Genomic DNA, 5,102 nt, shown 5'->3' with positions numbered 1-5,102 from the left:
CTCAACCCGGAGAAGCTGCGCCGGTGGAACCGGCATGCCGACCCGACGCCCACCGCCTGACAACGTCGTTGCCCGTGCCCTCTTCGACGGCCTGGTAGCACCGGGAATCCGAACTCACCGAAGCCTTGCCGGCCGAACCGTCACGTTCGCGTCGGCCGGCCCGGTTCCCTGACGGAGTCGTATGCGGAACCCCGCGGGATGCCACCCGGGCGACCTGCCGCCCGGCTCAGGTACGAGGGGAGGCCAGCGCCGCACGACCCGCCTCCAGCCGGGCCACGGGGACGCGGTAGGGGGAGCAGGAGACGTAGTCGAGCCCCGCCTGGTGGAAGAAGTGCACCGACGCCGGGTCGCCGCCGTGTTCTCCGCAGATGCCGGTTGTCAGGTCGGGGCGGGTCGCACGGCCTTCGTCGACGGCGATGCGGACCAGGCGGCCGACGCCGTCGGGGTCGAGGGACTCGAACGGAGATCCGGTGAGGATGCCGCGGTCGAGGTAGGCGGGGAGGAACGAGGCTTCGGCGTCGTCGCGGGACAGACCCCAGGTGGTCTGGGTGAGGTCGTTGGTGCCGAAGGAGAAGAAGTCCGCGGTCCGAGCCAGCGCCCCGGCGGTCAATGCTGCCCGGGGCAGCTCGATCATTGTTCCGATCGGGCAGTGGATGCCGGTGCCCGTGGCTTCGGACACCTCTCGGAGGATCTGTTCGGTTTCGGCTCGCACGGCCAGTAGTTCACCGGTGGTGACGGTGAGCGGGACCATGATCTCGGCCTGCGGGCTGCCGCCGGCGCGCCGGCGTTCGGCGACAGCTTCGGCGACGGCACGGACCTGCATCGCGATCAGGCCGGGAACGAGGAGGCCCAGGCGCACGCCGCGCAGGCCGAGCATCGGGTTCTGCTCATGGGTGCGTTCGACGGCGGACAGCAGGTCCAGGTCGCGTGGGTCCGGGGTGCGGCCTCCGGCCTCGGCCCGGGCGACGCGGACCGCGAGGTCGGTGCGGTCGGGGAGGAACTCGTGCAGGGGCGGGTCGATGAGCCGGATGGTGACCGGCAGCCCGTCCATCGCCTGAAGGATCGCGGTGAAGTCGGCGCGCTGCAGAGGCAGCAGCGCGTCCAGGGCGCGGGCACGCCCCTCGTCGTCCCCGGCGAGGATCATGGCCTCGATCAGCGGGCGGCGGTCACCGAGGAACATGTGCTCGGTGCGGCACAGGCCGATGCCGGCCGCGCCGAACCGGCGCGCGCGGGCGGCGTCCTGGGGGGTGTCGGCGTTGGCGCGCACCCCCAGCCGGCGCACGGAGTCGGCGTGCTCCATGATCCTGGCCACAGCGTCGACCAGTCCGGGCGCGCGCTGTCCGGTCTCGAAGTAGCGCATGACGCGGGACTCGACCAAGGGCAGGGAGCCCCGGTGCACGGTTCCGGCGAATCCGTCGACCGAGATGACCGCTCCCTCGCTGACGACCTCTCCCGTGGCGGTGGAGAAGCGCCTGGCGGTGGGGTCGACCGTGAGTTGTTCCGCGCCGCAGACACAAGTACGGCCCATGCCCCGCGCGACCACGGCGGCGTGGCTGGTCTTGCCGCCGCGGCTGGTGAGCACGGCCCGGGCGGCGATCATGCCGGGCAGGTCGTCGGGCGTGGTCTCCCGGCGGACGAGCACCACGGCCTCCCCGGCGGCGGCGCGGCGGACCGCCTCCGCCGAGTCGAAGACAGCCGCACCGACGGCCGCTCCGGGCGATGCGGGCACACCGCGGGCCAAGGGAGTACCTGCCGCGTCGGAGTCGAAGCGGGGGAAGAGCAACCGCGCGAGCCGCTCACCGGAGACCCGCAGCAGCGCCTCGTCCCAGGAGATCAGCCCCTCGTCGACGAGCTGGACGGCGATCAGGAAGGCGGCCTCCGCGGTGCGTTTGCCGATGCGCGTCTGCAGCATCCACAGCCTGCCCCGCTCGATGGTGAACTCCACGTCGCACAGGTCCCGGTAGTGGCCCTCCAGAATCCGCAGGAGATCGCGGAGGCGGGTGTACGCCAATGGGTCCAGGCGCTCGAGATCCGCCAGCGGCACGGCGTTGCGGATTCCGGATACGACGTCCTCACCCTGCGCGTCGGGCAGGTAGTCCCCGTAGATTCCCGGCAGCCCGGTGGCCGGGTCGCGCGTGAAGGCCACCCCTGTTCCGGAGTCGGGACCCAGGTTGCCGAAGACCATGGCCTGCACGTTCACGGCGGTGCCGAGGCTGTCGGCGATGTGCTCGCGACGCCGGTACAGGCGGGCCCGGTCACCGTTCCACGAGGCGAAGACCGCGCGGACGGCCATGCGGAGCTGCAGCAAGGGGTCCTGCGGGAAATCCGTACCGGTGGCGGCCCGCACGATGGACTTGAAGTCCCCGATCAGCAGCGGGAGATCGGCGGGTTCGGGGCGTGCGGCGCGAGCGGCGGTGAAGCGGGTGCCGTCGATTCCGAGCACCGTGGTGCCGAACATCTCGATCAGGCGCCGGTAGGAGTCCCACGCGAAGTGTTCCCGGCCGGAGGACTTGGCCAGTCCGTGCACGCTGCTGTCGTTGAGCCCGATGTCCAGGATGGTCTCCATCATGCCGGGCATGGAATGGGCGGCCCCGGAACGCACCGCCAGCAGCAGCGGGTCGTGAGGGTCGCCCAACCGGCGGCCCATCCGCTCCTCCAAAGTGGCGAGATGGGCGTCCACCTCGGCGGCCAGCGAGGGCGGCTCGGCACCGGTGGCCAGGAACTGCCGGCACGCCCCGGTGGTGATCGTGAAGCCGGGAGGTACGGGAAGACCGATCCGGGTCATTTCCGCAAGCCCCGCCCCCTTGCCGCCCAGCAGGTCGGTCATGGTTCGGTCGCCGTCGGAGAAGTCGAACACGTACGGTGTGCCGGCAGACGTCGGCATGGCGGACCTCCCGGTGCGGGGACGGGGACTGCGGACGGGGTTCAGGGGTGCGGAACGACTGCCACGGGTGCGGCGCTGTGGTGCAGGACGGCGTGCGTGACCGGCCCGATGTGGCTGCCGACGGCGGACCGGCGGATGCGGCGGCCGACGACGAGCAGGCCGGCCTCGGCGGAGGCGTCGACCAGGTGGTCGGCCGCTCGGCCGATGGCCTGGTGGGCGTGGACGTCGACCTCCGGGTACTTGAGCTGCCACGGTCGCAGGGCCTCGCGCAGTGCCGTGTCGCGCTCCGTTGTCGCCGCCTTGATCAGATCGGGCAGGACCGTGCCGGTGCCGTGCACGTTCGGCGGCAGCGTCCAGCCGTGGATGACCCGCAGGCGCGCGGCCCGCCGGGCGGCGGCGTCGAAGGCGAAGGCGAGCAGGTCGTCGTGCGGCTGGTCCAGGTCGAGACCGAGGACGACATCCCGGTACGGCGTGGTGGCCGACGCCAGCCCGTCGGCGTCGGGGAAGTGCTCGTCCTCGGCGGTCTTCCCGGCCCGGACCAGAACGACCGGGCGGTGCACGGCGGCGATCACCGCGAGTGCCACCGATCCGACCAGGAACCCCGTGATGCCATGGAGGCCGCGGGAACCGAGCGCCAGCACCTCCGCCTCACCGGCGGCGGCCGCGAGGACCGCCACTGGTTGCCCGGCGATCTCCTGGGAGGCGACCTCCAGCAGCGGATACCGCTCCTGGAGGGTGAGGGCCGCGTCCCTGGGGATGCCCGCGGCCCAGGACCGCATGGCCACCGGCCCGGCGAGGGGCGCGTTGGCGTAGGGGCGCCACTCCCAGGCGTGCAGCAGTCGCAGGGGCAGACCGCGCAGGCCCGCTTCCCTGGCCGCCCAGTCGGCGGCCGCCAGGCTCTCGGGGGAGCCGTCCACACCTGCGATGACAGGACGCGCCATGGTGATGACCTCCTTGCGGGGTGGGGTGAGGCCGGTGGAGGAGCCTCTGCTCTTACCGTTCCCGGATTGCCCGGCGGCGGACAGGGGCCGCAGGTCCCCGTCCGGGACCGGTCGGCCCATGCCGGCGGGCCGCTGCTCACAGGCGGGCGGCTACGTACTCGGTGAGGTCCACGAGCCGGTTGCAGTAGCCCCACTCGTTGTCGTACCAGCCGAAGACCTTCACCAGATCGCCGTGGGTCTGCGTCAACGCGGCGTCCACGACGCAGGACGCCGGATCGCCGATGACATCGCGGGAGACGATCGGAGCGGTGCTGACCCGCAGGATGCCGTGCAGAGTGTTCCCGGCCGCCTCTTCGAATGCGGCGTTGACCTCCTCGGCCGTGACGGCACGGCGCAGCACGACGGTGAGGTCGGTCAAAGAGCCGTCCTCGACGGGCACGCGGACGGCGATGCCGTCCAGGGTGCCGTCGAGGTCCGGCAGGACCAGCCCGACCGCGCGGGCGGCACCCGTGCTGGTCGGGATGATGCTCAGCGCCGCGGACCGGGCCCGACGCAGATCCTTGTGGGGGCCGTCCAGCAGCGACTGGTCGTTGGTATAGCCGTGGACGGTGGTCATCAGGCCCTTGTCGACGCCGAACCGCTGCTGGAGGACGTGCACCATCGGGGCGACGCAGTTGGTGGTGCAGGACGCGCCGGAGACGATGCGGTGGAGCGTGGGGTGGTAGGCGGATTCGTTGACGCCCATCACGATGGTGGCGTCCGCGTCCTTGCCCGGGGCGGAGATCAGGACCTTGCGCGCGCCGGCCTTCAGATGCAGCGCGGCGTCGTCGCGGGCGCGCAGGCGGCCGGTGGCCTCGATGACGATGTCCACGTTGTGCCGGGACCAGGGCACGGCGCCGGGGTCGCGCTCCGCGGTGACCGCGATGTCATGTCCTGCGACGACGAGGGACTGCCGGTCGTGCTCCACCGGCCGGTGCAGACGCCCGTAGGTGGAGTCGTACTCCAGCAGGTGGGCCAGGGTGGCGGTGGGGGCGATGTCGTTGACGGCCACCACCTCGACGGCCGTGCCGTCCTGGTCCGCCTGGTCCAGTACGGCCCGCAGGTAGTTGCGTCCGATGCGGCCGAATCCGTTGATGCCGATGCGCACGGTCATGTCGGTCTCTCCGGTTCCTCTGCCATGGGCGGCCCGGGGATGTGTGTCCCCGGGCCGGTGTGGTGGGTCGTGCGGGTGGGGTTCAGCGGAGCCAGGCGTGGTCGCGGACGAGGGGGAGCCGGGC

3 protein-coding genes are annotated in these 5,102 nt (G+C 72.1%); all 3 read right to left on the bottom strand.

Translation table 11 applies throughout. The annotated features are described in order from the left end of the window. Positions 1–226: 226 nt before the first annotated feature. Entirely contained in the window at positions 227–2,884 is a 2,658-nt protein-coding gene (gene ppdK / locus ACWDAS_RS41300; RefSeq protein WP_450401118.1) for a pyruvate, phosphate dikinase, read from the bottom strand. Positions 2,885–2,925: 41 nt separating this feature from the next. Further along, positions 2,926–3,825, bottom strand: a complete 900-nt coding sequence (locus ACWDAS_RS41295; protein ID WP_450401116.1) for a universal stress protein — start codon at positions 3,823–3,825, stop codon at positions 2,926–2,928. Between the two features lie 136 nt (positions 3,826–3,961). Continuing rightward, complete coding sequence (gene gap / locus ACWDAS_RS41290) at positions 3,962–4,978, bottom strand: type I glyceraldehyde-3-phosphate dehydrogenase (RefSeq protein WP_450401115.1); 1,017 nt, start codon at positions 4,976–4,978, stop codon at positions 3,962–3,964. Positions 4,979–5,102: the final 124 nt, after the last annotated feature.

Source organism: Streptomyces sp. NPDC001070 (assembly GCF_053598835.1).
Note: the sequence above shows the minus strand (reverse complement) of the source record. Positions and strands in the feature narration are given on the sequence as shown.

Coding starts and splice junctions, on each gene's coding strand:
- gap (WP_450401115.1), bottom strand. CDS start 4,978: ATGACCGTGCGCATCGGCATCAACGGATTCGGCCGCATCGGACGCAAC.
- ACWDAS_RS41295 (WP_450401116.1), bottom strand. CDS start 3,825: ATGGCGCGTCCTGTCATCGCAGGTGTGGACGGCTCCCCCGAGAGCCTG.
- ppdK (WP_450401118.1), bottom strand. CDS start 2,884: ATGCCGACGTCTGCCGGCACACCGTACGTGTTCGACTTCTCCGACGGC.